Origin of the sequence: Rhodococcus sp. IEGM 1307 (assembly GCF_030056915.1) — a bacterium.
Lineage (GTDB): Bacteria > Actinomycetota > Actinomycetes > Mycobacteriales > Mycobacteriaceae > Rhodococcus_F > Rhodococcus_F opacus_D.
The window spans coordinates 37,454-62,871 of record NZ_JASHKW010000004.1 but is presented as its reverse complement, the minus strand read 5'-3'; the positions used below and the strand labels follow the sequence as shown (position 1 = coordinate 62,871).

Sequence of the window (25,418 nt, the reverse complement as noted above, 5' to 3'; positions counted from 1 at the left end):
AACCGCGCCGGTAAAGAAGACGGCCGCGAAGCAGACAGCCGCAACGAAGACGGCCGTGAAGAAGACAGCTGCGACGAAAACGGCCGGCAAGAAGACAGCCGCGACGAAGACGGCTGCGAAGAACACAGCGAAGAAGATAGTCGCGACAAAGGCGGTTGCGGAGAAAAAGGCCGTGAAGAAGGTGGTCGCGGTGAAGGTTCCGGTCAAGAGGACGGCCGTGAGTAAGGCTCCGGCGAAGAAGTCGTCCAGGGAGATTCGTGAGTGGGCGATCGGGGCGGGTCACGAGGTGTCCTTGCGCGGCCGGATTCCGGCCGAGCTCGAGCGAGCCTTCCATGACGCTCAGGCGAAGAAGGTTCAGGCAAAAACGGCGCCGGTAAAGAAGACGGCCGCGAAGAAGACAACTGTGAGAAACACCGCCGCGGCGACGGCTCCTGTGACGAGGGCGGCGGCGCGCACGGCTCCGGCGACGAAGACCGCCGGGACGAAGACCGCCGGGAAGAAGACAATCGCGAAGAAGACAATCGCGACAAAGGCGGCAGCGGAGAAAAAGGCCGTGAAGAAGATGGTCGCGGTGAAGGTTCCGGTCAAGAGGACGGCCGTGAGTAAGGCTCCGGCGAAGAAGTCGTCCAGGGAGATTCGTGAATGGGCGATCGGGGCGGGTCACGAGGTGTCCCTGCGCGGCCGGATCTCGGCTGAGCTCGAGCGGGCCTTCCATGATGCTCAGGCGCAGATGCCGGTGGCGTGAGTTGCAACATTGCGCTGATGGATTCCGTGGCCAACCTGCGGCGAAGGCCATGAGCCTGTGGGGATCATGGCCTTCGGGATCATGTGGTGGGCGATTGTCCGGCCTCAGCGGTGCCCGCTATGGGTCCGAGGTGTCCCGGCGGCACCTGACTTGACGATTCTCGCGGGGGAGGGGATTGGGTGCAGCAGTTCCGGCCCAGGGTAAGCCTGGGCCGGGGTGTGCGTGGCGCCTTGGGCGCGGCGGGACACTGTGATGCCACCGCCGGGGTGACGCGAATGCGGGTCACCGCGGCGAGGGTGCCGACGGCTGGGTGAGGTGCCGAGTTGCCGTGATCTCGACAGCTTCACCCGCTGCTCGGCAGTGGTCCCCTGAACATTAGTTCGGTTGTGGCACTGACGAGCTGCGGGTGAGTGCTAATGGTTGCAGTGCAGGATTCCCTCCGGCAGTTCGACAGTTCACGCCATCTCGGGGACGTGCAGGTGCGCGATGGCGAGCTCGAACTCGCATGTATCGAGTACCTCGGCGTTCGCCTCGCGAACCCATTCGTCCCGGATGCGGTCGATGCGTTCCCTGTTCCGTTCCATTGCCTCGGAGCTGTCGAATGTCAGCGACGACACCCCGCGACCCGCGGCGTGGTCGAGCATCAGACTGGCGCTGCAGAAGCCGTCGAGTTCCTCCATCTTGGGCAGTGCTGCCATCTTCCACACGTCGACGGCGCGGTCCATATGGGCCGACTCGGTCTTGACCCACGTGACGCGGCAATAGGCCCCGCGGTCCGAATGGTGGTCGCGATGCATGACAGCGATGTCCCACCGCGACACCTCGGTGGTGCCGTGGAAGACCTCGGCTGCGACGTCACGTAGCTTCAGTACCTGCCCCTCGCTGGCGCGTAGCGATTCCTCGTCCCGCCACGAACTGGTCGCAATGCACCGGCCCGTGCCGCGATCGATGAGCAGAGACATTCCGAGGCAGCCCTCTACATCCGCCAGCGCGGGCATCACGGTGTCGCGTACGTGCTTGATCCCGGCGTCGATGTACGACGGATGCGCTTGAATTGTGGTTGAGCGTGCGAACACGATCGGCACCCTTCTTCTCAGGGCGGCGCCGACGCGGCGTCGCCGGTCATTTGTCTGTGTTTCACACTGCTCCCCCTACCCCTCGGAGGCAATGGGCGGTGGCCGGATGCCCCAAACGAATGCGTGCCGGCGAGCCGTCCCCAGTGTCACCGCGGGGTTGTGCGGGCCGCGGTGGCGAGGTCGGTCAAGGCGGTATCGAGGTGGCCGATGATCCGATGCAGATGAGGGACCGCCGTCCGGTCACCGACGACCGCGACGTGCAGCTGCCCGGATCGGCTGGTGAGGGTGATGCTCAACGCCTGGCCACGCGCGAGGGTCGGGATTGGGTAGACGGCGTCGAGGTGGGCGCCGTTCCAGTACCGCGGGCGGGTCGGCCCCGGGGTGTAGGAGATCATCACGTTGAACGGTGGCGGGATGTCGTCGAGGACCTGGCGGATCGGGTCGAGCATGATCGGACTCAACGTCATGGCACTGACCAGTTGAAATTGGGTACGGCTCAGGGCCGCGACAATCCCGCTGGTATGGGCTACGGAGTCGGCGATCCGTGCCAGGCGGGCAAGGGGGTCGTCTTCGTCGGTGGCCAGGGACACCACCATTGCCCCGACCCCTCGGTTGCCGCCCGGCCCGATGGTGGGGTCCTCGCCGAGGTCGAGCGGGACGGGGAGCATCGCGGTCAACGAAGCTTCGGGGAGTGCGTACTGCTCGAGCAGATATGCGCGGAGCGCGCCCGCGCACAGGGTCAACACGATCACATCCAACGGGGCACCGGTACAGGCGGAGAGCCGGCGCAGTTGTTTCAGGGGCCAGGACCGGGCGGCGACCTTGCGGGCACGGCCGGTCGGGGCGTTGAAGATCGTCGGCGGGGACTGCAGCGGCAACGTCAGGCGCTCTTCGGTCAGTCCGTGGTAGCCGGCACGGACCAGGGTGGGAAAGGCGGCCGCCATCTCCCGCGGGATGCCCAGGCCAGACCGCAGCACCCCGCGTGGGTCGAGGGAGGAATACCGAGTGGGGGCCGCGACCGACGGGCTCCACGGCGCGGGGGAGTTCCGGAGGTCCGGGTCGACCGAGAGCGTGCGGTGCAGCAGCCTCATCCCCGAGGCGCCGTCGGTCAGCGACAGATGGAATTTCGTGTATACAGCGGTGCGCCCATCGGTCAGTCCCTCGATGACGTGCATCTCCCACATCGGGTGCTGCGGATCGAGCGGCATCGAGTGCATCTGCGAGACCAGCGACAGCAATTCGGCCATGGTGCCGTCGCCGGGAACGGCGGTATGCCGCACGTGATATCCGAGATCGACGTGCTTCTCGAGCCGCCACCACGGATACCCGTGCAGTCGGCGGACAGGGCGTTTGCGGAACAATTCGCCGGCCTCGGTGTGGGCGCGCAGGCGCTCGACCATGTCGGAGGCGTGGGCATCGGGTGCTGTGCCGTCCGGGGGATCGAACAGGGTCAGGGTGGCCACGTGCATCGGGTGCGACGGCGACTCGAAGAGCACGAACATCGCCTCGGTTGGGCTCATCGGCGCCAGACCACCGAACCCAGCTCGCACACCGCACCTCCCGGCTTCTGTGTGGTCTCAGCAGAACACACTGCGCCCGCGATGACCGTACTTTCCGCCGAGCCGACATAGGACCGCACGGATTCCACACATGCGAGCAGGTCCGCGGGTCCTGGTCGCGGGCCGGCCGAGTACTCGGTCCCACCAGTCGGCGAGCCGGGGCTGGGGTCGGGCCAGATGATCGGATCGCCGCACAGCCCCGCACCGACCAGCGGCCACGGTCGGTGAGCGGTCCGGACGCGTCGCTTGTCGGAGCGGTGGCGGATCGGCGGGCGGGGGCGGGATGCGTGCCACGGTGCGCGGAGTCTTAGTCGCCGATGTAACCGGTCTCGGGATTGATCTGGCCGAGGAAGTCGCGGATCGATTCGCGATGCTCGTCAATCGTGTTCGGCTGGAGCGCGGCCGACGGAGTGTTCGCTCGGTCTTGAATACCGGAATAGGCCACGCGTTGAAAGCTGGAGAATCCGTACCCTTTGTTCGGTCCGGATTCCCAGTCGTAGTCGCAGGCGCCTGGTTCCTCTGGACGTAGTCTCACAGTGAAAACCTCGCCATCGACCGTCAACGTGAACGGCCCATCGTCAGCCGTCGGTCGACTGTGACCTGCGGGCTCGTCGTGATCCTCGGTACGCATGAACGAATCTTCACATGCGCCGAGCTTGTCGGATCGAACGTTTGCCCACTCCTGCTCGAAGTGGAAGTGAGAATCGCTAACCTCACTGCATCGCGCTGGTGAGAGCAAGAAGGCGTTGTGGCTCCGTAAACAGCGTCAAGCGATGACCATCGATGACGACCAGCTCAAAGGCGCACTCGCAGTCATCTATCGACTACCGGACCAGTCGCCGGAGGCGATGGAGGATTGGGTGCGGACCCAGTACCTCGAAGACGGCCGGGACAAGGGCTATGCCCGCGAGGGCACCGAAGACCCGCTGTGGTTGCTCGCTGCCAAGGCGCACACTTATTACGGCGACCTGAAACAGGCGGGCTGAATCACATCTGCGGCCGCGCCTCACCGTAGTTGTCAGCCGCCTCGAAGTGCATCGAGTCCACCACATCGCTTTGCCAACCGGAACGGTAACTGCATCGTTGACCGGTTCGCGATGAGCACGAACGTCCTCAGACGTACCAGTCCGTGGGTCGTCCGGCTCGCGCACGTATTAGCTGCGAGCGGCAAGGACGATCTGCGATGCTGGTCAGCACCGACTGCGCGGAGACACGAGAAGGCTCAAGATGGCAGAAGCCCCAAGTAACGGTTCCGCATCGGGTGACAAGGCGGTGACCGTCTGTGCCGCCGCCATCCGGGACGCGGCCACAAGCCAAGCACCGAAGCACAGGCAGCTGCTGCAATCGGCCAGGGGCGGACGCATCCTGAGCAAGATCATGCTGTGGGTCTTCGCTGTCTCGACACCACCCGGGCACGGAGTCCTCACCACCACGGGGCGCAAGAGCGGCAAGCAGCGCCGCAACTACGTTCGCGCCATCCGGCGCCAAGACAAGGTGTACGTGGTGATGCTTCGCCCACCCACCCTGGCTATCGAGCGACCTCTGGCCGTTTCATCCTGGGTGTGGAACATCCGCGGCAACCCGAAGGTTCACCTGCGACTGCGACGCCGAACATTTGCTGGCGTCGCGCGAGAGATCAGCGACCCGACCGAACTGCAGCAGGCAAGAGACGCGATCTGCGAGACGGTTCACCTCATTGACTTCGGCGAGTGCCGGCTGCATCTTCGCGGGCGACCCTCCCGGGCCAAGATCAAGGATCTGCACCGCTATTGGTTCGACACCGGCATTCCACTCGTCATCGAACTCGCAGACTACTGAGGGCAGTAGGCATCCGCCCGCACCGCAATAGTGCATCTACACGGTGCCGGGGTTGGCAGGGATTTCGGAGAATGAGTTCAGTTGTGCGGAAGCAACGAATCGGGAGCGGCCAGCGCCCTCTGCCATGACCCGCTCCCGAATTCGTCCGGTCATGGATCGGCAACCGGGACTGAACACCGTGGTCCAGGTCGTCACAATCACACCGGTCCTACGGCTTGCTCGCCGACGTGTGCATTCCGCGCCCGTGCTCGGCTGAGGAATTCGAAAACGTAACAGACCAGTCGGTCCGGACGATCAAGGTGCCAAGACTAGATAACGACCACAAGGAGCGAGAACGATGGGTTCGTCTGGAATCGTCACCGATTTGGTCGCCTGGGATGCTGAAAGTTTTCTGAACGGGGCCGGGTGCAGTCGGCAGCGAGGTCGATGGTCAACGACGCCTGCTCGCTCCTCGGCCCTAGACCTTCCGAATCCGGCCACTCGACGCCGGACAACATCCGTGGCATATCCGTAGTCACTCTTCGCATCGACCCTCGTCCGGGCCCAGTGGATTCGTACAAGAACAGCAACGTTGTATCACCTTGCACGATGAGCGGGCTGTCGGTCATCGGACGGGCCACCGGGACTGCCCGGAACCAGACATATTGCTACTGAAAGGATCTCCATGAAGAGAGCAATCGTCGCTGCAGCACGCGTCACGGCCGCCCTCGTATCGGGGCTTGCCGTCGCAGCGATCATCGGGTCCGGCACCGCCCATGCGGACCCCCAAGCTTGCGTCATCCAGCGGGATGCCTTCAGTGCGACGGCAACCTGCCACGACACCGGTGCGCCCGCTGGTAGGGAGTACGCGCTGATCGTCGACTGTTGGGGCCTTCACGGCATTCCCAACGCCTTTCCGTTCTATGCGGTAGGGCCCTTCAGCCAGTCCACTCGCTCATTTGTGCCGACAGGTCAGGCCACCGGGGCTTGCGGCACGAATTGGGGTGCCCCCTCGTTGAATGTCGGCGTGATCACCAACGCCCATGTGGAGATCTATCGCCAATAGCAGGTACTAGCGACGCAACCGATCCACATCCCGGTATCGACATCGCCGAGCGCGGTTGTCGGTATGGCGATGGATTGGGTCCCGGAAGGGGAGATGTCGACTCTCAGGAACCGGCCATCGACGAAGGACTGCCAGCGACCGCCGAGGATCGCTGGCGGGATGCGATGGAGGACCAAGATCTGAGTCGACCACCGGCCGGCCGTCGGACGCTGTCGACGCTGGAGGCCAGCTTGCCGATGCGGATCTGAGCGTCAAGATCGGTTTCAAGCCACGTCGCGAATCTTGCACAACGCTGTGGCCAATCCGACGGCGATTGGTTTTGCAGTGGTTTGGCGCGCCATTTCAATGCCTTTGTCCCTCTTATGCGCCCACTCCACGTCCAGTAGGCAATGCCCGCCTCGGTCGAAATACTCTACTCCACTGTATGCACAAAGAATGACAAATCGGGCGGAATTTTTGGCGGAAAGTACGTCGTATCCCTACGGATCCCCCTCGCATCCATGGCGGGTGTTGGGAGTAGTCGGGGCCTGGGAGCGCGATATCCGCCGCCCCCCAGATCAGCCGCGGGCAGCGTGACTTGGGTCCCCAGAGATGGTGACTCGCATTCGATAGCTTCCGACTCGCCGCGAACGGAATCGTACGGGCGCGGCGACGCGAAGAAGTTCACGGCGAGGGTGGGGACGGGGCTCAGTGGAGGCCTTCGCGGAGCCGGCCAGCGGGGGAATTCCGATGTTTCGGAACGGATGCCCACGGGCACGCCGGGAGTATGACGACCGAACACGGAACGACGCACCACTCCGAATCCGGGTCGGCGGGGGACTGTCCGCTTCCGCCTCTGAGGTCCGGTGGCCGCTTGCATATCGTCGAAGGGCGGCCGTGGCGGCGGGCCCTCGACTGTGTAGTGGCCGGCGGTGGGGAGGGGAGAAGGCCATGGCACGGGGTAACGAACCCCCATGATCTGGATCTGCTGCTCGTTGTGCTCTCGACAGATCCCCGCATGGTGTTGTGCGTGGACGTTGTGGACGGAGAGGCGGCCGACCGCGGTGGCAATATCGTAGTTTGTCCTTCCGCGACGGTGTTATTCCGCCACGGCATCATGTTCGATGCTGTGAAAAAGCGTTCAGGACTCAATGTTCGGATGTATGAAAGTTACCGGGGGGCGGACGCGCATTCGATATTGGACGCACTCGACAAGGAGTATCACCTCGATACACCGTGGTTCACCCCCGCGCGGTGGCTCGATGGCCACGGGGTCGACTTCTAGCTGGGTGCCGGACGGGACTTCACCGGCATCCTCCGGGTTGATTGTCGGCTCTCGAAGGTTCGTGACCGGTTTCGCTTGCTTAGCTTGAACCCGTCGCTGGATCGGTCTCGTCGAACCGTGTCTCAAACCTTCAGCCCGCCGCTGTGCCTTCGATCAGAGTTCGGCGACGTCACCGTCTGTGACCACGGTATGGCTCAATCCCGCTTCGGAACCGATTCCGGCTGAAAGGGGAAGTGCGACACTTCAACGCAGGCGGAGATCCCGGCTGTCTGAGCTAGAACACCGTGATCGTGCCGGTGGGGCGACCCCTCAACGCCCCACCGGTCTGCGAACGGTCGGTCGCTGAAGAGTCAATGTCGACCGTCGCATTGGCGGGACCGGCGCTCACGGGCCGCGGGTGCTGGGAACCGAGTGGTCGGCGCTCACCGCGGCGGAGTCGCTTGGTGTGCCTTCGTCGGTCCGCTTCCGTCATACCACCCCACACACCATAGGGTTCACCCACAGCGAGCGCGTGATCGCGGCACTGCTCGAGCACGGGGCAGGGCAGGCAGATCTGCCGGGCCTGCGCTTCGCGCCGGTCGCGGGCGTGGCCGCGTTCGGCGTCGGGTGAGAAGAACACTGCCCAATCGTTTCCAAGGCACGCGGCACGCGCCTGCCAGTCACCGGAATCGCGGGGGACGTTGTCCCTGCGCGTGGCGGGATCGTCGAGGGGCGGCGAATGCGGCATCTTGTTCATTTGAACACCGCCGGCGTCGTGGGACCCGCACGGCGCGGACGGGCCGCAAGGCGGGGTTCCTGCTGCTCTCTCCGGCCGTCAACGGTCGATTGCCGGGACAGGACGTGCTCGGCTGCGTTGGCTACGCTGGCGTGGTTGCGGCGGGCAATGTCGAGGAGAGCATCAAAGGCGGCGTCCTGGCTGCAACCATACTGTTTGGCCAGGAGTGTTGCCGCGGCGGACAGTAACAGTGCGTCCGCGTTGTCCGAAGGGTCCCGTCCGGCTACCGCAGAGGTGTCAGTTGGCACGGAGAGTCCTTTCGCTGCATAGGCGGTCCAGGCGGCCCGGGCGGCCACGCATCACCGCCGGCGCGGCGGGTTCACTCTTCAGAGTCGTCGGCGAGACGCTCAGAGAACACCGACATTCACCTAGTCATACCTAGGCCGCGTCGTACCTGTCGGGACGACCCGAGACGAGACTCCACAAATTTGGAGCGGCGACTGTGACAAGGCACGTCGAAGGTCTTCGCGGCGGGCTGGTTGTCGAGCGCGGCAGGCGCCTCGCGCGCCGGCTTGCTGCGGCTGTGTCCGACTACATCTTGGCGTAGCGGGCCATGGCGAAGCTGTAGAGGCCGTAGGTGATGATGCCGAGGCCGGCCGCGATGAGGAGGGCCGCTCCGTAGGGTTGGGCGCTGACGGTTTTGAAGGCGCCGTCGAGTCCCGAGGCCTTATCGGGCTCGGTCGGCGGTGCCGGCTGCGTCGCCGAGGGCGAGCCGGATCGCGATGTAGCCGATGATCAGGTGCACGATGCCGCTCACGACGAACCCTGCGCGGGCGAATCGTTCGAAGAAGTTGTTCTGGGCCACCCGTCCTGCGGTAGAGGACGAGTTGTCGTGCGACGCCGGCGAGGAGGTGGCGGCGTGTGCCGGGGAAGGTGTGGTGTCAGGCATGGCGATCGTCCGATGTTGGTGGTGTCGACCGTCGGCGGGTGCGACGGTGAGTGGGCAGGGCTCGTAGGGCTGTCCGGAGCCCGATGCGGGAAGCCGGGGTCGATTCGATCGGCTCACGCACGGTGCGGAATTTCAGTTCGGAGGCCGTCTCGGGGGCGTCGTCGACGGTCGCGCGCAGAAACCGTTCGGGCAGTGCGAGTTTGAGGATGGTGTGCAGTGTCTGCAGGTACTTCCCGGCCAGGGAGCCGGTGGTGTATGGCAGGTCGTATTTCTCGCACAGTGCTTGCACCTTGGTGGAGATTTCCGCGTAGCGGTTGCTGGGGAGGTCGGGGAACAGGTGATGCTCGATCTGGTAGCAGTGGTTGCCGCTGAGGAACGCCAGCACCGGGCCGGCCCGGAAGTTGGCCGCGCCGAGCATCTGCCGCAGATACCATTCCGCCCGCGTTTCGTTCTCGATTTCGGCGAGGGTGAACTTCTCGGCGCCGTCGGGGAAGTGCCCGCAGAAGATCACCACGTACGCCCATACGTTCCGCAGCAGGTTCGCGGTCAGGTTCGCCGTCAGCGTCCGTCGCCAACGTCGTCCGCTGAGGGCGGGGAAGAGCAGGTAGTCCTTGCCGGTCTGGCGGGCAATCTTCCCGAGCAGCGCGCGGGTCTGGGCGGATTTCTCGGCGGCGGTGCCGGCCCGGGTCTGCTCGGAATGCAGGTCGTGGAGGGCGATGCCCCATTCGAACATGGCCGCCAGCAGCAGGTTCCGCAGCGGTTGCAGCAGATGTTCCGGTTTCCAGGGTTGGTCGCGGGTGATGCGGATGACCCCGTAGCCGAGGTCCTCGTCCATTCCGACGACGTTGCTGAACACGTGGTGGCGGTAGTTGTGGGAGTAGCGCCACTGTGATGACAGGCCGGCCATGTCCCATTCCCAGGTGGTGGAGTGGATTTCGGGATCGTTCATCCAGTCCTATTGGCCGTGGGAGACGTTGTGGCCGATCTCCATGTTCTCGACGCTCTTGGCCACCGCGAGAGCCGTCGTCCCGAGAACCCACCCGGTGGTGGTCCTGCTGCCGTGGATCACCAACCGGGCCGCGGCATCGAGTACCCGCTGGAGGCCGATGGTGCGGCGGATGTAGGCGGCGTCGGCCTCGCCGAGCGACTCGGTGACGTCCCGGCGAATGCTAATGAGTTCGTCGCTGAGTGCCTCGACGTCCGCGTCGTCCTTGATATCGGAGATGGCCATGGTGTGCTCAGGTTCCCGACGAGCCCCCGTCCGGAACCTGGTGGTGCCCCGTCCGGTGCGGCCTCACGGCCGGGTCAGTAGGTCGACCCGACGCCGCTGATCACCGGCACCAATATCCGATGTGTCAACACTGTATGTCTACTACCAAGCCCTACGGCAAAGGCCTACAGTTGAAAGCGAAGAAGGAAGTGTTTCTGATGGCCAAGGCCCCCGCTGATCGCACGACCCGCTCCGGCAACGGTCAGGTTCCGGACAGCGGCCCGATCACCCGACAGCGAATCCTGACGGCTGCACTCGAGATCATCGACCGCGACGGAATCGACGCACTGTCCATGCGTCGCCTCGGCAAAGCCCTGGGCCGCGACCCGATGACCCTCTACCGTCACGCCCCGAACAAGGCCGCGCTCGTCGACGCCGTCGTCGAGCGCGTCCTCGAACAACTCGAGGTCGACACCGACGACGGCGACTGGGCAACCCAACTCCGGGAGGTCGCCCGGGGCTTCCGCCGGTTGGCGCTCGACCATCCCCACGTGGTCCCGCTCCTGGTCACACGACCCCTGTCGACCCCGCTTGGGCTGCGCCCCCTGGGAACACTGCGCCCGCTCGAGAACATCCTCACCCTGCTTACCCGGGCAGGTTTCACCGCGACTGATGCCTTGCACGTGTACCGGGCCTTGTTCGGCTTCCTCCACGGTCACGTCCTCAACGAGCTCCAGGAAATCGTCGAAAAACCCGACGAGCACGACGACCTGCTGCGCTTGGGCCTGCACCGGCTGCCGATCGGAGACTTCCCCCTCCTGCGCGGCCTCGCACCCGTCTTGGCGTCGTACGACGGCGCCGCGGAACTCGAACGCGGCCTCGACATCTTGATCACGGGACTCACCGCAACGCTGCCCCACCCCGGCAGCCCCGCCCCTACTGTGAGCTGAACCCAGACCATGGACGAACCTTTGTTGCACCCTCCAACGCGCAGCAGTAGTGGCGAGGACGTGCCCGGCGCTGCCGCAGAAGAGGTGAACGCGGATAGAGACGGTGCCCTCACACCGTCGCCCCGGCTGCAGCTTCGCGAGATCATTCGCTGTCGTGGGGCGCGCTGGTGGTGGTGGGGCTGACAAAGAATGTGGTCAACCAAATGGTTGAGGGTATTGCGCGCCAGTACTGGTGATCGATATGGGGAAGAGTCGCCCCCTGGTCATGCGTGGACCTCGTTCGTTCGGTTCGAGCTCGGATCGGCCCCCGGGGTGCCTGGCTGGTCACCTTCTCCCGTCATCACCACCCATGCCGCCGACGGCGTGGGACCGTATGCCGATGAGCGTGGCCCCGGAGAACTGGGCGGACTGGCTGGACCCGACGGACAGCCTCGGACATGTACCCGGTGTCCAAGGCCGTCAACGACGTCAGCAACAACGGCGCAGACCTGCTGAAGCGATCGCAGCGGAGGACACCCACTGACCACGGTGGCGCCCCGCAGGCCCGTCGTCTCGGCGGACACGCCCGCGTCGGAATACCACCGGTAAGGCCGCTGTTGAAGGCTATGACGGTGGCGCCCATACCCCGGGTACCACACCAGAAAAGTCGCTGCGAGCGACCACTTGCCGAGAGGCGATATGGCGTCACTGTCGCCCCTGACCGGGTAAGACCTACATTGCGTAGCGTTCCCGGAAGGGACGAGGAGCCGCTGACGCCGGGGAAGGTGCCGGCGGCTTCCCTTTGCCTTCTCACCCGGTGTCAGTTGCGGGGTGGATCTCGCCGCGATGCCTCGAACTGCGCAATGCCCGTGTCCGAGGGTTGGTGACTGCAAGGGAATGTCCGAGCCGAGCCGAGAGCGGATCCCCGGCAACTGCCACTGGATTCACAGCGGAGGCTGACCGGATCTCGAATTCAAGGCCATCCTGTGACCACATACAGACATTTCGGACAGCATCCTCAGGGTCGGGCAGTAGAGTTACGGATATCATCCGGGCCGGTCCGTTCCGGCCTCGCTCGACACATCTCGTTCGACGGAGAGAATGCACCATCAGCAATCCACACCGCGCCGGAACATCACCGAGAACCCACAATCTTCGCCACGCAGCAGCTGGCACGGCCTGGGTACTTTCGTTCGCCTACTTGTTGGCGGAGGTGTTCACCGCGGCGGCGTGGAGCACGCCTTACAGCTTCGCGCAGGACTCGATCAGCTCCCTGGGCGTGACGACCTGCGAAGTCGGATCCTGCTCACCGATGCACGACGTCATGAATTCGACGTTCGTCGCGCTCGGGGTGCTCACCCTCCTCGGTGCACTGTTTCTTCATCAGCACATAAGAAGTGGCCGGGAGAAGAAGTGGATACTCTCGCTTGCCGTGATCATCGCGGTCAGCACCGCTGCCACCGGACTGTTTCCGGCGAACGATGGAACGATCATCCACTGGTCGGCCGTGTTGCCGGGCTTCGTGGCGCGCCACGTGGTGCTCGTGCTCATCGCCTGGCATATGTGGAATGAGAAGCGGCTGGTCGCTCTGTGGTCGGCCCTGTGCGCACTCGTGGGCCTAGTCGGCGCCGGCCTCATGCTGGGACAGGCGCTCCATTTCGGCCTGGGGGAGCGTCTCGCTCTCTACCCGCTGCCGATGTGGATGGCCGTGACCGGCATGGCGGTCCTGATGGCGCTGGCACGCCGCACGGTGTTCCGCAATGTCGAGTTCTCGCTGCGTGCTCTCCACCCGCGCACCGCCACTTCGCGGCCAGCTACCGCGACAAATTCCATGTGGCGGTCCCTGGGCCGACATCCGGTCTCTGTCCCTTGGAAGAGGGCAGCACTGTCGAACAACCGCACGGTACGGCGATGAACGCCTGCCGCGCCACGCTCGACACGTGCAGGGCGGGTCCGTGGTCGGCACGAACGAACACGCTGTGAGTGTCTGAACAACCGACACGCGAGAACCTCGACTGGCGAACACCGGCACAGGTTCTGCCCGAGATTCTGGCACCGTGAACCGACAGTGTTGCGACCACCGCTTGAATGCGCCGTACTCTCAGTTTTGACCCCCTGCGCACTGATCTTGACGCGAGTCGAGTCGGGAGAGACGAAGGATGTGGAAGATTGGGCTGAGATTCGTCGTCTGCTTCGCAGGGAAGAATTGTCGATTCAGGTGGGACAGTCTTCCTGTCTATGCCGACGACCGTGATCGCCGCCTGCCAGGGCTTGCGCCGGGTGTTGTTCGCTGATCCTTCGGTGCCCTGACTGCGTGGTGACGAACCGGGACCGAATTGAGACCGCCCCTAGGGCGACTCGCCCAGGCGTGGGAGGTCGATCCGTTATCGTCTACGGATGAGCGATGACGCGACTCCGTCCAGTCCAACCCGCGCTCCGACGAGCACCCGGCGGGCGGTGCTCAACACGATGAAGGGCTCGGCAGGAAACCTCGTCGAGTGGTACGACGTGTACATCTACACGGTCTTCGCCACGTACTTCGAGGCGCAGTTCTTCGACGAGAACGACGCCAACTCCACGCTCTACATCTACGCGATCTTCGCGGTCACCTTCGTCATGCGACCGGTGGGGTCCTGGTTCTTCGGCCGGTTCGCCGACCGTCGTGGCCGCAAGTCCGCCCTGATGCTCAGCATCACCATCATGTCATCGTGCTCCTTCGTGGTGGCGGTCATGCCGACGCGCGAAATCATCGGGTATTGGGCGGCGGTGGTTTTGGTCCTCGCTCGGCTTGTGCAGGGATTCGCCACGGGTGGGGAGTACGGCACCTCGGCGACGTACATGTCCGAAGCGGCGACCGCGAATCGGCGCGGCTTCTTGTCGTCTTTCCAGTACGTGACCCTCGTGGGCGGCCACGTGCTCGCGCAGTTCACGCTCCTGATCGCGCTCAGCGTTCTCGATGTCGAGGCGTTGGAGGATTGGGGATGGCGGATCGGCTTCTTCATCGGCGGCATAGCCGCACTGGTCGTGCTGTGGATTCGGCGTTCGATGGACGAGTCGCTCAGCGAGTCGCATCTGAAGGCCATCCGTGCGGGTGAGGACCGGACGGCGGGTTCCTTGACGGCGTTGTTCACCAAACACTGGCGTCCGCTGCTGCTGGTGTTCCTCATTACCGCGGGTGGCACGGTCGCGTTCTACACCTACAGTGTCAACGCGCCGGCGATTGTGAAATCCACCTTCGGGGCCGACAATGCGCTGACGGCAACGTGGATCAACCTGCTGGGGTTGATCTTTCTGTTGCTGCTGCAGCCGATCGGCGGCCTCGTCAGCGACCGCGTCGGGCGCAAGCCGCTGCTGATCTTCTTCGGTGTGGGTGGTGTCCTCTACACCTATGTGCTGCTCACCTTCCTTCCGCAGACCACCTCGCCGCTGATGGCGTTCGCGCTGGTCGCGGTCGGCTACGTCATCCTCACCGGGTATACCTCGATCAACGCGATCGTGAAGGCGGAGCTGTTCCCCGCCGACATCCGTGCCTTGGGTGTGGGCCTGGGATATGCGCTCGCGAACTCCATCTTCGGCGGTACGGCGCCGGTGCTTTTCCAGGCGTCAAAGTCGGCCGGTCACGTCGGTTGGTTCATCTTCTATGTGACGGTAGTGATCGGGGTCAGCTTGCTGGTCTACATCTTCGGGCTGAAGAACAAGGCGGTCACGGTGCTCGATCGCGAGCAGGGGAGCGCTTGGGGCGTGCCCGTGTCTTCAGGTCCCCGCTGAGCTGATTCCCGCGGTCCGGGTTCCGGGAGATCGGTGACGGCAGTGCTGGCCCGTGCTGGCCGAATAAGTGCCCGGCCGGCGCACCGAGCCGCTCGGTTGAAAATGGCAGCAGTTTGCGAATGGCAGTCCCTGCTCGTGGCGGAAAGAAACAGCCGCGAGTGTCGCGCCGGAACCTCTCGGTCGCCATCGTGCCCCGTGCAGGTGTCCTGAAGGTCGGGTCTATTCTGATTCTGGACGGGACGACCGACTCGCCATCACCGGCGGTGAGATGGACGGTCCGAAGTCGGAAAGGTTGTTGGCCTCTAGGCACTCTCGCAGAGTAGGCGTCATTTCGCGGCGAGGCGGAGCTGTGCGCCACAGGTCCGTCTCGAATGGGAAGATGGATTCGCGCCGTCGACGTTCGAGATCCTTGACAGGCTTCACGGCGGGCGAGGCCAGCGGCGGCGAGACCGGTCTCGGTATCGTCAGTGTCCCGGAGGGGCGACGACGTGCGACACCCTCGAGTAGGGCGACAGCGCCGATCGCGGTGACAACCGCCACGGTGAGCCCCCAGCGCTGTAAATCCTCCAGCGATGCCGCGCCGGCCGCGTGAAGCGACGTCGCGAACAGCGCACCGGCGGCCGCGACCGCAACGAGCGTGGACCGCCGGTCTCGGGCGGAGGCGGCAGCGTGGTGCAGGAGACTGCTTTCAGCACTGTCACACAGCTTACCGAGATCGGTATGTAGGAGAGCGATCTCGTCGGCGGTGCGGTGGACCAGCGTTGATCGAAGGTGTGTCGATGCGATCCATGGCGGGCATCGATGTGCACTGGTGAGATGTGTTTGCAGAAGCCGTGTCTCGATCATCCGTGTGCGGGCCGCCGCGATGTCGCCGAGGCCCGCGAGCCCGCCGCGTTCGCACAGGTGGCGGCGGTTGCGCAGGAGCGATAGTACGCGGCGGTGGTCCGCCGAGTGCTGGGCGCGGAGGGCGACCCAGCCGATGAGGCCGTAGAGCATGTTACGGGTGCCCCGATCGAGGTAGTCGGGACTGGTAGCGGTGGCGCCGAGGTCGACGGCGAGGACGCGGGCGTCCTCGCGAATCGCGATCCCTGACCCCGGACGCCACGGCCTGTCGGTGAGCGGGGCCCGGTGCCAGCGTAATAGTCCACGGTAGGAGGGGGACGCGGCTTCCGTGCAGGGTGTGGTGCTCGGTTCGTCGACCAGTCGCCGTACCGTATCGACCCCGTCGGTGTGGACCTCGATGACCAGGCCCTCGACGGTGTCGCGATCGGTCCGGGGAGGGCTGTGCATTGTCAGGCTGCGCAGCCGTCGGTAGACCTCGGATCTGGGCAGTCGGGTGTCCAGTCGCGGGAATACGTCGATCGGGCTCGCCTCGGGCGTCAGTCCGAAGGGTCGAAGAAATGCTTCGATGGCGGTCCAGAGTTCGGGGCTACCGTCGCCGCGGAGCGGGTCATGATGTCGGTCGATCAGACCGCCGGTGCGGTCGGGGGCAAGTTCCTCGCAGGCCAATACGAGTCCGTTGCCAGGAACCTCCCACAGTGACAGGCACGTTGCCGGTGGGCCGACGTACGGGCGTTGCGGGCTGTCAGGCGCGCGCTGGTTATCGAGTGCGATGCCGAAGGTTATCGGTGGACTGCTGCGGTCGACGATGTGTCGGAACGCCAGCAACTGTGCGTGGGGTCCATCGTCTCCGGTGGTGGTGGGGGCGCTGATGCGGGCAGGCAGGAACGGTTCGACATAGTCGACCGCGGGAACCGGGACCGGGTCGGCGCTTTCGGCGATATCCAACGGCAGCAGGATGACCCGCAACGTTGCCTGGCGTTTCCTCGACGACAGTGAGGTCGGGTCAGGCCGTCGGGTGACGAGTCCCGGACGATTCATTTCTGTTTCATAGTTTCTCGACGGTCCGGCACTGCTGTGCCGACCCTGAGGGTCGGCACAGGAGACAGTGATCTCGCCGGATGTTGTGTGAGTTGCTCTTGTCTCGCTCAGCCTGACTTCTTGGGAAACATGTCGTCCCGGCCGGGAGCGGCCGGGACGACATGCCAGAGGCCGGAAGTTGGCCCCCCGATCAGGTGGTCACACGCAGGGCGAACCGAGAACTTATGGCGTGTCTCCATTGAACTTGTCAGGGTCGTGTGAGTCTTGTTCGCTCCTATAGGAAATCGGAAGAGTGCAGCGGTGATATCGTCACGCCGAGCCGGTCTCTTCCGGGCTGCTCCTTCTGCTGTGGGCGCGGGTCAGGCTTTTTGGCTGTATTCCCGGGCAATATCGTCAATCCTCAGGCAGTGAAGAGGGTGGCGTGGTGTGTTGATGTCAGTTATCCTTCAGCTCTTACGCTTTCGGTCGAATTGGGTCGACTCGAGGGCCCTCTCTCGCTTCTCCGCTCGGCGCTCCTTGAGGGTACGTGCAGACTGTTTCGAACTCTTGACGGCGGATTTGTCAGCCATTGTCGGTCCTTTCCGAATCGGCAACCGCGAACTGGCTTCGACCATACCCAACAAAAGAAATAAGTCCAGTTCAGCGGCCGATATGGGGCGGCTCAAGTACAGGCGGGTCGTGACGGCGGGGTCGGTTGGAGCATCGTCACCGGGTTGTACCTCCTATTGGAGATGCTCTACGTCTCAGTAGCGTGCACCCCGATTTTCCTGCAGTGGCAGTCAGAGCTTCCGAGGTGCAAGGCGCGCAGTAAATTTCACGAAGCTTGCGTATTTCCTGCCGATGGCTATGGTGCAGGGCAGCGTTAGTGGCATCTATCTGGAGGACTGAAATGTGAGTGCAGCTACCGATCGTCAGTGGGCGGTTCGTGACGCTGTTCTGCGTTGGCTTCTAGCGAAGACAGCGGGGGGGCTATCGCAGCCCGATTCTAGACGCGGATGCCATCGGAGCAGAAGTCGGGTGGGTGGCCTCGGCGCTCACCCACGACGAAGTGTCCGACGCCTCGATGTTTCTCTTCAAGGAGAACTTCCTGACAGGCGTGCCGGTAATGGGGATCGGGATTCCACGACCGATGCTGACTGTTGCCGGCCGTCGGGTGGCCAAGACCGGCAAACCTCTGAGGTCCAAGGACGACGCCCACGAAGTGAAGTTGCGCCAGCGTCTGGCGGCCCCGCTTGGGCAGGCATCCGTGACGACGGCGGTAGTGAAATAAATGAGAGAACGACTCGGCCGGTCAACCGTTGGGCTCTGCACCGTCGTCGGGGCACGTTGCGCCGACACCGACGAGGTCACCAGTCCGGTGGTCCCCTGCGGTAGGTGTCCGCGTACGCGCACCCTGCGGCGCGAAGGGCAGACCGCATCGGTCGATTCTTCATAGTATGAGTTTCGGTACGGCGTGGCCCGTATGTCGGCGACGTGCGGCAGAGATTCATTGGCACGAAATCTAGAGCAATAGCAGGATTCACTGGAATGCTATTGGGGGAGTAGGTGCTCCGGAGGTCGTAGTGTGGGTGCTGGACGGATCGGTCGATGGCGGGCAGAGCGGCTCACAGTTTCGCCGGTCCGTCGCCGTTCTCGCGTTCGTGGGTGGGCACGTTGTTCTGGTGAGGGTGTAACGGCGGCGATGACCCGCGGTCTTCTCGTGGGATGACTGCATGTTCGTCCGTGATCTGACCGATTGCACTCGGAGCCAACCAACTGATTCTAGACGAAGGCGGGAATCGTCCACCATGAGTACGACATCCGACCACAGGGCAGCGTCGACCCTCGCCGGTGCCGGGTCGATCAGTATCGCGGAGATCAAAGTTCTTACCCGCCGCGATCTTCGCTGACGACAGCGTCACCTCTTCGCCCTCGTTGCCGAGCTATGCCGGATGCGCGAATTATGCTATACCACATAATGATCCGCACCCGGACCCATATTGGTCCACCCCGAGGAGGGCCTGTCCCGTGAACCTCAATGTCGCCCTACTGTTCCTCGTCCTCGCCGGCGGAATCGGTGGCACCGCCGCCATCCAGGCCGCGTTGCGCCGTTCAGCCGACCACGGTCGGCGCGTGTTCCATGTCGACGGCTGATCAACTTTCTCGGCTTCAAGCTCGCCAGGGTCGAGAAGGGTAGAGGTGGTGGCCCTAGAAGTTGTACCACTCGATCGTGGGTGCCGATCGGGCGTCCTGTACGGAGAAGTCATCGCGCCCTCCAGCAGTATGACCGGGAGTGGGTCCGCTGGTTCAACGCGGACCGATTGCTCTCATCGATCGACCACTTGTCGCCGATCGACTACGAGACGCGCCGCCGTGGACAGTGCCCCATCGCTACCTCCATCCCGGAGGTGGCCTGAACGACGTCTCCACTCGACCGGGGTCGTTCTGGAGGGTAGGTCCGCATAGCTTGGATGGAGTGGATGGATGGAGAGAGAGAGGGGTGTTCACCTATGGCCAGCAACGGTGCGGGCCTGGGTACCTCCACGAACTGACTGGGCGGTAATCACGCGTAAGAGGGGCTACTAATCACACCTGTTTCCGCTGCTGCGGGCACGCGCACTCCATGCGAACGGGTGGTTGCTGCAGATCGTTTCTGGTGGGCGCAGTGCCGGCGGGGGAGTGGAGTGAGTGCCTCACCGTCAGTGTCCGCAGCGTCTCGGCAAAACGCCAGCTGAGGACAATTTTTGCTCTGCAGATCGCTTTCGGAGCACCTCGACTGGCGATTCCGGGCAGGTGGGACGGAATATGCCGTGCCGAGGGTGTTACCACGGCACTCGGGCCGGCGCCGCGGTAACAGCACAGCTGGTGATCGCGAAGTTGATCTTGTGCGGACATTGATATTGATCGGAACGGCCCTCGGACTCGGCGCGGGCCTGGTGTGTACCAGCTTGTTCGCCTGGTGGTTGTCGTACCCGGTGCGCTTCACCACGGGGTACGTCGGGTCTGGCGCCGGGCGCATGGAATCGGTGGACCCCATCCCGTTCCTGGTGGCCGGCCTGATTATCAGTGCGTGCCTCGGCGCGGCCGCCGGTTACGCAGCCGCCCACCGCGGCTGGCGGCTGATACGACACTGCGCCTGACGTCCGTGTGCTTGATCCGGACATTCCGGTCCCGGTTCTGCGGGGTGACGACCCCGACCCGGGGCCGCCGTCACTTACACCGGGCGCGGGGCTCCTTCGTGGGCGGTGAGCAGAAGGTGGTCGAACTGGGTGCGCAGACTCGCGCCGGATTCGCACTGGCCGAATCCGGCGACGATCTGTTCGGCGAGGATGCGTAGCCGGGTGTTGGTCTGCTGTGAGCGCCAGGTGAGGATGTCGAACGCCCGGTCGGCGGAGATGCCGTAGACCAGCATCAGCGCTCCCTTGGCCTGCTCGATCACCGCTCGTGACTGTTCGAGTTCGGCGACAGCTTCGTCGACCGACTCCTTCACTTCGTCGCGGTAGGAGTCGGTGAGGTCGATGTAGAACCCGGTTGTGCCGACCACGGCACCGGTGTCGTCGCGCAACCGGTCGCCGACGACGACGACCTGGTGGACTGTGCCGGTGGTGTCGAGGATGCGGTGTGTGCTGCTGAACGGTTCGGCGGCGCTGATCATCCGGTCCAGTACCCGCGCGACGTGGGGGTGGTCCTCGGGGTGTTTGTGGGAGAGCAGCAGTTCGGTGGTCGGGACGATCTCGCCGGGCTGGTAGCCGTGCATCCGGGCGACGGCATCGGACCATTCCCACCGCTGCCCGTCCAGGAAGAATCGAAAACTGCCCACCCGCTGCGGTTCCCCACCGAATACCTGCTCTGAGTTCACGTCCTATTTCTAGCGCATCGCGGTAGCCGGAGAGTTGCCGTGGTCCCGTGGCCGAGACGGCCTCCGGCCGCGTCGCGACTCGGCGGCGCAGAAGGCGTCAACTGTGCTGCGGCAGGGAAGGGTTGGCGCCGACAGGGTCGGTGAGGTACAACCTTGACAGCAGAAAATGTGAAGCGAGTCACATCTCTGTGACGGAGGTGCACACCAACAGGGTGTGCCGAGTCCGCGGACACGATGAAAGGCAGGGCGCGCATGACGACAGCCTCGATGATTCCGGCGTCTTCGATCACCTCGCCGCCGCCGGTGCGGCGCAGCGGCGGCATGAGCACCGCGGAGATCAAAGCGAGGTTCGAGGCCATGTATGCCGACGACCGACGGCCGGTCCACCAGACGGGTCCACGCTGACACATTAAGGGCGACAAAAATGAATGTGCTGCTTCTGCTGGGTTTGCTGATCACCGCGTTCGCTGTAGTGCTGGCGATGCAGACCGACGAGCAGTCCCGCTCTCGGCACTGAACGGCGTGAAATTATCGTGCCTAGTGCGCACACCATGAGTGACACGGAGCACTCGAGACCAGGACGAAGGTTTGTTGGAGGTGGTGTAGGTTCTCGAGTTCGATGTCAGTCGTCTCGATTTCGTGTCAGCAGCGTGGCAGTTTCTCAAATTGGTGTCAGCAAGGACGTCTAATCCTGCAAGTTGGCCCGAGCGTTTCTCTGGTTGTCGACAAACGCCACGGTCGACCTGGAGGTCGAGAATATTGACGAGATCGCGGGATCCTCTGATAACCCGACCGTGAGAATCCGCGGTTCGGGCCATTCCGATCCGGCAGAGCAGAGTTGACCAAGACCAGGGCGCCACTTGAAATTCTCACCCCAGGTCCAAGCGTCGGCTTTCAAGGACGATTCGTTGGCGCAGGATACTCGGCGAGGAGGGTCGAGCCCTTCGTGATGCTGAAGTCCGGCAGCGCCGTCCGACGGGCAGGCGCTGACCGAGTACGCCAATCAGTACCGGCCGCTAGAAGTCTCCCTGTACGTTCCACTGGTTGCCGAGCTCCCGAAGGGCGCCACCGGCAAGGTCCTCGAGCACGAACTGCGCCGCGGCTGAAGCCGCTCCGGCTCATCGCCGCTACGGCGGAGAGATGAGCCGGATCACCCCATCGAGTATCAGCTCGATCTTGTCTGCGCCGAAGTTGTGAGGCTCGAGGGGGGCGATGATCGCCAACCCGTCACCCATCGCCCCGATTTGATCGACGAGGATCACCGCGGACACGTCATCGCGGATCGTGCCGCGCCGCTGGCCTTCCCGGACAACGTCGGCGAAGCGCGCACGATAACTCGCATATCGCCGAGCGATGGTCTCCCGCAATTTCGCGTCGAATTGCGTATTGGCCAGCAGTTGCGACATCACATGGGAGAATTCCGGTTCCCCGACCGACATTTCCAGCCATTGCTGCAGCAGTCCACGAATGTCTGCCTCCGGTGCGACGGCGTCGAGCAGTGTGTCGTACCGGTCGAAGCGGCTTTCCGCGAGCGCGTGGACGAGGTCGCTCTTGTTGGCGAAATAGTAGGTCACCGCCCCCGTCGTATATCCAGCGCGTTCGGCGACTTTTCGAAGCGACGCTCTCGCGAACCCCTGCTCGGCGATGACGCTGGTTGCCGCTCTGAGCAGCTCCGCCCTCTTCTCCTCGTGATCGCCTACCGGGCGCCCGGGTCCTCGCATCGGGCGTGCCGTGTGTTCGGCACCATCCGGGTCGTTCGTCTGCGTCAGCATGGTCCCATCATCACATCGACGCCGCCCCGGATCGACCCGCAGGCATCTGCACGGTGCCGAGCAGCCTTCCAACGTGGTTTCAGTTCCTGGCGACTACGGGCCGCCGGGCCTTTCCAGACCGGGCGGCCCGCTCGTACGCGACTGTGGTCAGTCGGCAGGTCGCAACTCGCGCGCCGAGACTTCTTCCAACGACTTGTTGGCCGTCTTCGGGCCGAACCCGAACACCGTGATCGCGGACACGATGTACACCGCGGCTGCGCTGATCATCAGGCCCGACCGGTCGAGACCCCATTCGTCTGCGCTGTAGATGGCGGCGCCGAGCACGCCCGAGAGAACGCCACCCAGTCGGCCGAGACTGAAAATGACGCCGGTGCCCAGACCTCGGGCCTCGGTGGGCATTGTTTCGGGAATGTAGGCGTAATAGACGGAAAACACGACACCGGTGAGAATGCCCGCGGCGCCGCCCGCGATGGCGACCACGACATTGCTGGTAGCGAGGCCGAGCGCCAGGATCGGGAGCGCCGAAGCCGCAGACGACCAGAGAATGAGCGTTTTACGCTCCATCCGGTCGATCAGCAATACGGTGACTAGTGGAGTGAGCGCATACACGAGCGACCAGACGAATTGGAGTGTGTAGGCGTCGGTCTCGGAGTATTGCAGCGAATCGATTAGCACATAGACCGACCAATTCTGATACATGTAGAGCCCGAGCGTGGCGCCGAACCAACCGAAGCCGACGACGGCGACCAGCCGGAGCATTTTCTTGTTTCGCACCAGTTCGCGCAGGGTGTATTGGGTGCCGGTTTCGATGCGTACGACGGGCTCCGGCAGCGGTTTACCCGCGTGCCGGGCCCTGCCTTCGAGGTCGGCGACCTGCTTGTCGGCGGCGTCGAGATCTCCTTGGCCGACCTGCCAGCGCACCGATTCCGGGAGCAACAGACGGACGGCGGGGGCGATGAGCAAGCCGATTGTGCCGAAGAGGAACAGGTAGCGCCAGGTTCCCGGCGCGCTGTTGGGCAGCATGTACAGCGACAGGGCGCCGAGGATGGGGGCAGTGAGAGTGAAGGCGATCGTGGCGATGGCGACGAAGCGTCCCCGCGATTTCGACGGGAACATCTCGGCGATGTACACGAGCAAGACCGAGGTCGCCGCCTGCACACCTATGCCGGTGATGATCCGGGAGACCAGGAGCCAGGAGTACTCGGGCATTGCCGCCGACATCAGTGAGGCGAGGGAGTAGACCACTGTCGCCCACACCAGCACCGTGCGGCGTCCGAACCGGTCGGCCAGTCGCCCGCCGATGAGCGCGCCGACGAGCATGCCGACGAAGAAAGCGCTGCCGATGGTGCCGATCTGGCCGGTGGTGAGATCCGCGTCGGATTGCAGTGCCGGTGCGATGTAGATGAAAAGCCCGTTGTCGTAATACTCGATCATCAAATTGATCGCGATGAGGGCAATCCACAGGATGTGTGGTTTCAATACCGGGAGCCGGTCCAGTCGGGCGACGATTTCGGGCCCGTACAGGGGTGGGCTGACACGGTCGGAAGTGGTGGGCTGCTGTGTCAAGGTGTGCTCACTGATGTCGATCACACCGTCGCGGTGTGATGGGGATGGAGGCGTCGACACGTGGGGGACGCCTGCGAGCGGAACGGTCTCCCTCGCCGGGCTCCGGCCCTCTGCTCTTAGGGTGACGCACGCCACATTATCGACTCACCATGATTAACGCAACAGTGGTTATGTAAACTCCGAGTTGCCGGCCGCGGAGGCCGGCCCGTCATGAGCTGGTCGGCGGGCGGACCCTGAGAAAGTGAGCAGGTGAGGTGGATGGACACATCGCAGGTCATCGGAATTCCGTTGCGTTGGAACGACGTCGATGCCTATCGGCACGTCTCGCACATGGCCCTGGTGGCAATCCTCGACGATGGCCGCGGCCGCTGGCTCGACAGCGTCGTCGGCTCCCTGGTTCCAGACTGGGGGTATGTCGTCGCCCGGCTCGAGCTGGACTTCCGGGCCCCCGCCTCACTTGGCGAACGGGTGCTCTGCGGCTCGTTCGCGGTGGAGCATGTCGGCTCGTCGAGCATCCGGCTGCACGAGCGACTGACGACCAATTCGGGCACGGTGGTGGTCGAAGCTGTCAGCGTGATCGTCGCCTGGGATCAGGACCAGGCGGTCGGCCGCCCACTGACCGGTGAGGAGAAGGCGGCGCTCACTCGCGAAATAGCGCCAGCTCACGGGCCCCGAAATTTCTAACGACATAGTTGTGCAAACCGTCCTGGTTTACCGCAGTGATCTGCGCACCAGGGATTCTGATTCGGTCGCCACGATGTGGGGCCGAACAATGACTGCCATCGCCGACCCGTTCTTTCTGCTGTCTGGGGGAGTTCACCGAAATCTTGTCCGACGGCACGGCGGTGATCATGCGACTCGCCGAGGAATTGGCGACCTCAGCCCTTCTCTCAGTTCGGCGCCGTAACACCGTAAATGTGTGGGTGTCGGGTTCGGGCGAGGTCGAACTCGCAGGCACCGGAGCCGATGCCAGCTGTGAGCCGTCGCTTCGGTCCCGGCCGATCACTCGTTCAGGCTCGGCTGCGTAGATTGTGCGCGCTGTCGGCCGTGGCGCGCCCTGGGCTGCAAGGTGTCTGGTGGCCGACGACGCCGAGATGGCCTGGCGGGCCCCGCGCCGATCTGGTTGAGGTGATCGCGCCCGCCCGCGGAGGTCGTCTGCGTGGAGCACGCGCTGTATCCGCTCGAGGTGTCAGCGCCTTCGACAGTGGGCGGGCCGGGACGATTTTACCCCGTAGGCCATTTACAAAACGACTGTTGTGCAAATATTGCCTAGCGGTTAGCGT

21 protein-coding genes and 3 pseudogenes are annotated in these 25,418 nt (G+C 64.1%); 13 read left to right on the top strand and 11 right to left on the bottom strand.

What is annotated here, in order from left to right; genetic code table 11:
* On the top strand, window positions 1-745 hold a 745-nt coding region (locus QM841_RS08805; protein ID WP_349307394.1), incomplete at its 5' end, for an Lsr2 family DNA-binding protein.
* Between the two features lie 455 nt (window positions 746-1,200).
* Here the strand turns inward: QM841_RS08805 and QM841_RS08800 are convergent.
* The 3 genes from QM841_RS08800 to QM841_RS08790 all read right to left on the bottom strand — a co-directional run bounded on the left by QM841_RS08800 (window position 1,201) and on the right by QM841_RS08790 (window position 4,011).
* The gene (locus tag QM841_RS08800) at window positions 1,201-1,830 is read right to left on the bottom strand and encodes an antibiotic biosynthesis monooxygenase (RefSeq protein ID WP_280782266.1); all 630 of its coding nucleotides are present in this window, start codon (window positions 1,828-1,830) and stop codon (window positions 1,201-1,203) included.
* A gap of 137 nt (window positions 1,831-1,967) precedes the next feature.
* Complete coding sequence (locus QM841_RS08795; RefSeq protein WP_283331641.1) at window positions 1,968-3,341, bottom strand: wax ester/triacylglycerol synthase family O-acyltransferase; 1,374 nt, start codon at window positions 3,339-3,341, stop codon at window positions 1,968-1,970.
* A 346-nt stretch (window positions 3,342-3,687) separates the two neighbouring features.
* Complete coding sequence (locus tag QM841_RS08790) at window positions 3,688-4,011, bottom strand: hypothetical protein (RefSeq protein ID WP_280782264.1); 324 nt, start codon at window positions 4,009-4,011, stop codon at window positions 3,688-3,690.
* A gap of 142 nt (window positions 4,012-4,153) precedes the next feature.
* Between QM841_RS08790 and QM841_RS08785 the strand changes: the two genes are divergently transcribed.
* From QM841_RS08785 to QM841_RS08770, 4 genes are all read left to right on the top strand, one after another.
* Entirely contained in the window at window positions 4,154-4,366 is a 213-nt protein-coding gene (locus tag QM841_RS08785; protein WP_280782263.1) for a hypothetical protein, read from the top strand.
* Window positions 4,367-4,607: 241 nt separating this feature from the next.
* Window positions 4,608-5,198 carry a nitroreductase family deazaflavin-dependent oxidoreductase gene (locus QM841_RS08780; protein ID WP_283331640.1) on the top strand — a complete coding sequence of 197 codons (591 nt, stop codon included), beginning with the start codon at window positions 4,608-4,610 and terminating at the stop codon, window positions 5,196-5,198.
* A 664-nt stretch (window positions 5,199-5,862) separates the two neighbouring features.
* Window positions 5,863-6,243, top strand: coding sequence for a hypothetical protein (locus tag QM841_RS08775; RefSeq protein WP_283331639.1), 381 nt, complete (start codon window positions 5,863-5,865; stop codon window positions 6,241-6,243).
* A 1,009-nt stretch (window positions 6,244-7,252) separates the two neighbouring features.
* Window positions 7,253-7,507: a hypothetical protein gene (locus tag QM841_RS08770; RefSeq protein ID WP_283331638.1), complete on the top strand. Its 255-nt coding sequence runs from the start codon at window positions 7,253-7,255 to the stop codon at window positions 7,505-7,507.
* Window positions 7,508-7,781: 274 nt separating this feature from the next.
* Here QM841_RS08770 and QM841_RS08765 read toward each other — a convergent pair whose 3' ends face one another.
* The 4 genes and pseudogenes from QM841_RS08765 to QM841_RS08750 all read right to left on the bottom strand — a co-directional run bounded on the left by QM841_RS08765 (window position 7,782) and on the right by QM841_RS08750 (window position 10,402).
* The gene (locus QM841_RS08765) at window positions 7,782-8,243 is read right to left on the bottom strand and encodes a WhiB family transcriptional regulator (RefSeq protein WP_283331637.1); all 462 of its coding nucleotides are present in this window, start codon (window positions 8,241-8,243) and stop codon (window positions 7,782-7,784) included.
* Window positions 8,244-8,813: 570 nt separating this feature from the next.
* A pseudogene (locus tag QM841_RS08760) lies at window positions 8,814-8,900 on the bottom strand (DUF1206 domain-containing protein); the annotation flags it as partial.
* Window positions 8,901-8,949: 49 nt separating this feature from the next.
* A complete protein-coding gene (locus QM841_RS08755; protein WP_283331636.1) occupies window positions 8,950-9,171 on the bottom strand; it encodes a DUF1206 domain-containing protein in 222 nt (73 codons plus the stop codon).
* A pseudogene (locus QM841_RS08750) lies at window positions 9,164-10,402 on the bottom strand (fatty acid desaturase family protein). The gene QM841_RS08755 and the pseudogene QM841_RS08750 overlap by 8 nt, the downstream one beginning before the upstream one ends.
* A 197-nt stretch (window positions 10,403-10,599) precedes the next feature.
* Here QM841_RS08750 and QM841_RS08745 point away from each other — a divergent pair.
* The 3 genes from QM841_RS08745 (at window position 10,600) to QM841_RS08735 (ending at window position 15,078) form a co-directional block, all read left to right on the top strand.
* Window positions 10,600-11,331 (top strand): TetR/AcrR family transcriptional regulator, encoded by a 732-nt coding sequence (locus QM841_RS08745; RefSeq protein WP_283331960.1) that lies wholly within the window; start codon window positions 10,600-10,602, stop codon window positions 11,329-11,331.
* Window positions 11,332-12,523: 1,192 nt separating this feature from the next.
* Window positions 12,524-13,225: a DUF998 domain-containing protein gene (locus QM841_RS08740; RefSeq protein ID WP_283331635.1), complete on the top strand. Its 702-nt coding sequence runs from the start codon at window positions 12,524-12,526 to the stop codon at window positions 13,223-13,225.
* A gap of 482 nt (window positions 13,226-13,707) precedes the next feature.
* Window positions 13,708-15,078: an MFS transporter gene (locus QM841_RS08735; protein ID WP_283331634.1), complete on the top strand. Its 1,371-nt coding sequence runs from the start codon at window positions 13,708-13,710 to the stop codon at window positions 15,076-15,078.
* Between the two features lie 219 nt (window positions 15,079-15,297).
* On the opposite strand, the gene QM841_RS08730 is transcribed toward QM841_RS08735, so the two are convergent.
* The gene (locus QM841_RS08730; protein ID WP_283331633.1) at window positions 15,298-16,959 is read right to left on the bottom strand and encodes a hypothetical protein; all 1,662 of its coding nucleotides are present in this window, start codon (window positions 16,957-16,959) and stop codon (window positions 15,298-15,300) included.
* An 891-nt stretch (window positions 16,960-17,850) separates the two neighbouring features.
* Here QM841_RS08730 and QM841_RS08725 point away from each other — a divergent pair.
* From QM841_RS08725 to QM841_RS08715, 3 genes and pseudogenes are all read left to right on the top strand, one after another.
* Window positions 17,851-18,229: pseudogene (locus QM841_RS08725) on the top strand (serine recombinase).
* A 737-nt stretch (window positions 18,230-18,966) separates the two neighbouring features.
* A complete protein-coding gene (locus tag QM841_RS08720) occupies window positions 18,967-19,092 on the top strand; it encodes a hypothetical protein (RefSeq protein ID WP_283331631.1) in 126 nt (41 codons plus the stop codon).
* A gap of 731 nt (window positions 19,093-19,823) precedes the next feature.
* Window positions 19,824-20,078: a hypothetical protein gene (locus QM841_RS08715; RefSeq protein ID WP_283331630.1), complete on the top strand. Its 255-nt coding sequence runs from the start codon at window positions 19,824-19,826 to the stop codon at window positions 20,076-20,078.
* A 74-nt stretch (window positions 20,079-20,152) separates the two neighbouring features.
* Here the strand turns inward: QM841_RS08715 and QM841_RS08710 are convergent, their stop codons facing one another.
* Window positions 20,153-20,797: a PAS and ANTAR domain-containing protein gene (locus QM841_RS08710; RefSeq protein WP_283331629.1), complete on the bottom strand. Its 645-nt coding sequence runs from the start codon at window positions 20,795-20,797 to the stop codon at window positions 20,153-20,155.
* A gap of 252 nt (window positions 20,798-21,049) precedes the next feature.
* On the opposite strand from QM841_RS08710, the gene QM841_RS08705 reads away from it, so the two are divergent.
* Window positions 21,050-21,202, top strand: coding sequence for a hypothetical protein (locus QM841_RS08705; protein WP_283331628.1), 153 nt, complete (start codon window positions 21,050-21,052; stop codon window positions 21,200-21,202).
* Window positions 21,203-21,924: 722 nt separating this feature from the next.
* Here the strand turns inward: QM841_RS08705 and QM841_RS08700 are convergent.
* Window positions 21,925-22,569, bottom strand: a complete 645-nt coding sequence (locus QM841_RS08700) for a TetR/AcrR family transcriptional regulator (RefSeq protein ID WP_005570152.1) — start codon at window positions 22,567-22,569, stop codon at window positions 21,925-21,927.
* Between the two features lie 147 nt (window positions 22,570-22,716).
* Window positions 22,717-24,270, bottom strand: a complete 1,554-nt coding sequence (locus tag QM841_RS08695; protein ID WP_283331627.1) for an MFS transporter — start codon at window positions 24,268-24,270, stop codon at window positions 22,717-22,719.
* 123 nt (window positions 24,271-24,393) lie between these two features.
* On the opposite strand from QM841_RS08695, the gene QM841_RS08690 reads away from it, so the two are divergent.
* Window positions 24,394-24,819: an acyl-CoA thioesterase gene (locus QM841_RS08690; protein ID WP_206016764.1), complete on the top strand. Its 426-nt coding sequence runs from the start codon at window positions 24,394-24,396 to the stop codon at window positions 24,817-24,819.
* The last annotated feature ends 599 nt before the right edge of the window (window positions 24,820-25,418 follow it).

Coding starts and splice junctions, on each gene's coding strand:
- QM841_RS08735 (WP_283331634.1), top strand. CDS start 13,708: ATGAGCGATGACGCGACTCCGTCCAGTCCAACCCGCGCTCCGACGAGC.
- QM841_RS08705 (WP_283331628.1), top strand. CDS start 21,050: ATGACGACAGCCTCGATGATTCCGGCGTCTTCGATCACCTCGCCGCCG.
- QM841_RS08775 (WP_283331639.1), top strand. CDS start 5,863: ATGAAGAGAGCAATCGTCGCTGCAGCACGCGTCACGGCCGCCCTCGTA.
- QM841_RS08780 (WP_283331640.1), top strand. CDS start 4,608: ATGGCAGAAGCCCCAAGTAACGGTTCCGCATCGGGTGACAAGGCGGTG.
- QM841_RS08700 (WP_005570152.1), bottom strand. CDS start 22,569: ATGCTGACGCAGACGAACGACCCGGATGGTGCCGAACACACGGCACGC.
- QM841_RS08690 (WP_206016764.1), top strand. CDS start 24,394: ATGGACACATCGCAGGTCATCGGAATTCCGTTGCGTTGGAACGACGTC.
- QM841_RS08785 (WP_280782263.1), top strand. CDS start 4,154: ATGACCATCGATGACGACCAGCTCAAAGGCGCACTCGCAGTCATCTAT.
- QM841_RS08745 (WP_283331960.1), top strand. CDS start 10,600: ATGGCCAAGGCCCCCGCTGATCGCACGACCCGCTCCGGCAACGGTCAG.
- QM841_RS08790 (WP_280782264.1), bottom strand. CDS start 4,011: ATGCGTACCGAGGATCACGACGAGCCCGCAGGTCACAGTCGACCGACG.
- QM841_RS08730 (WP_283331633.1), bottom strand. CDS start 16,959: ATGAATCGTCCGGGACTCGTCACCCGACGGCCTGACCCGACCTCACTG.
- QM841_RS08765 (WP_283331637.1), bottom strand. CDS start 8,243: ATGAACAAGATGCCGCATTCGCCGCCCCTCGACGATCCCGCCACGCGC.
- QM841_RS08795 (WP_283331641.1), bottom strand. CDS start 3,341: ATGAGCCCAACCGAGGCGATGTTCGTGCTCTTCGAGTCGCCGTCGCAC.
- QM841_RS08755 (WP_283331636.1), bottom strand. CDS start 9,171: ATGCCTGACACCACACCTTCCCCGGCACACGCCGCCACCTCCTCGCCG.